The sequence below is a fragment of the Bacillus cereus group sp. MYBK79-1 genome (assembly GCF_051915365.1).
Classification (GTDB): Bacteria; Bacillota; Bacilli; order Bacillales; family Bacillaceae_G; genus Bacillus_A.
The window spans coordinates 1-1,725 of the sequence record NZ_JBQAEO010000037.1; the positions used below are offsets into that span (position 1 = coordinate 1).

Genomic DNA, 1,725 nt, shown 5'->3' on the forward strand with positions numbered 1-1,725 from the left:
TTAAGCTCTCTAGCGCCGATGGTAGTTGGGACCTTGTCCCTGTGAGAGTAGGACGTCGCCAAGCAAAAACCTAAGTCGATTCGACTTAGGTTTTTTTGTGTTTATTTTTATGTATCACCTGCTATAATCCATAAATTTAGTAATCTTAAAAGGGACTGTCTAAATTAAAGTTTGAGCGATAGTGTCGTAAAAGGTGATAAAGTAATACGTTTAAATGTTAGTGTAAGGTGAGAATTACCTTTTTATGTTAATTAAGTTGTAGAATGAATAAAAAATTTCACTCTTTATATGAAAACGTTATGTGAAAAATAGCTATTCAGTTGTTTTTCACATAACGTTTTTTTTATTTTTAAAAGATTTCACATAAGAAAAAATCTATAATTAAGATAGTTAACATATATTTTTTGATGGGTGTGGGGGATTATGAAAGAAATATGCATGTTATTAGTGGCTGTTATATTATGGGGGACAGCTATTGCGCCAACAAAGTGGGCATTAGAATCTATTCAGCCATTTACTTTGTTATTTATTCGCCTTTTCTTAGCTGGTGGTATCTGTTTGCTATTCTCATTTAAACAATTAAAAAGATCGGTTATACATAAACAAGTACCGTGGAAAAGAATGAGTTTACTATCCTTTACTGGTGTAGCTGGTTACTTTATGTTCACATCCTACGGTATTTCTTTAACAAGTGGATTGCATGTTAGTATTATTGATGCTGCTTTACCTTTAGTTACAATTCTTTTTTCAGCGTTCTTTTTGAAAGAAAGAATTCAACTTAATTATTGGATTGGTATTGTACTCGGGGCTGTTGGAGTACTTCTTATTACAATTCCATCTAGTAACGTCGATCAAGAAGTATCTTTAATAGGAGATATCCTTATTTTATTAAGCACTTTCTTATTTGCTTTCTATACAGTATTGCTGAAACGACCAAAACAAGAACAGTATCTATCAAACAAGGTTTTTACAACATTAACTTTAATTATTGGAGCTGTTATTCTATTACCATTTGCAATGGCAGAAACTTTTTACTATGGTTTTCCGAAAGTTGAAACATGGAAGACTGGGTTTAGTGTAATATATCTTGTTATTGGGGCAACAATTTTAGCGTATTGGTTTTGGAATAGAGCATTAGAGACAGTCTCGGCATCAGTAAGTGGATTATATTTAAATGCGTTACCGTTAATAAGTATTGCTGCTTCAATTGTTCTATTAAATGAATCTTTAACCTGGAGAGTAGTAATAGGTGGTAGCTTAGTTTTATTTGGGGTGATATGGGCGGATAAACGTAAATTAATTGATTTATTTATCTCAGGTGATCGAAATGTTAAAGAGAATAAAGAATGTTAAAGTTTATAAGAGTATGTATATAATGTTTAATGGAAAGGACGCTTTGTATATAATAGGATGTCCTTTTCATTATTTTCATTGAATGAGAGAAATTAAATAACTGAAACTCATATAGAAAATACCTTTGGAATTTTTTTATTATTAATTGAATAAAAGGTGTTGACGATTAGACTATAGGGGTGTAATATAGAACAAGTCGCCGATGCAATAACGCAGAACGCGGCAAACGAAATAAAAAACTTAGTTGACATTAACTAACGGAGATGTTAACATAAGGAAGTCGCAAATGAGCGACCAAGTAGTTCTTTGAAAACTGAACGAAACAAACAACGTGAAACGTCAATTTTTATTTTTAGATGCTAGACAAACTAA

1 protein-coding gene is annotated in these 1,725 nt (G+C 31.7%); it reads left to right on the top strand.

Annotated elements, in window-relative coordinates:
• Window positions 1-423: 423 nt before the first annotated feature.
• The gene (locus ACTFOB_RS26260; RefSeq protein ID WP_440030132.1) at window positions 424-1,353 is read left to right on the top strand and encodes a DMT family transporter; all 930 of its coding nucleotides are present in this window, start codon (window positions 424-426) and stop codon (window positions 1,351-1,353) included.
• The last annotated feature ends 372 nt before the right edge of the window (window positions 1,354-1,725 follow it).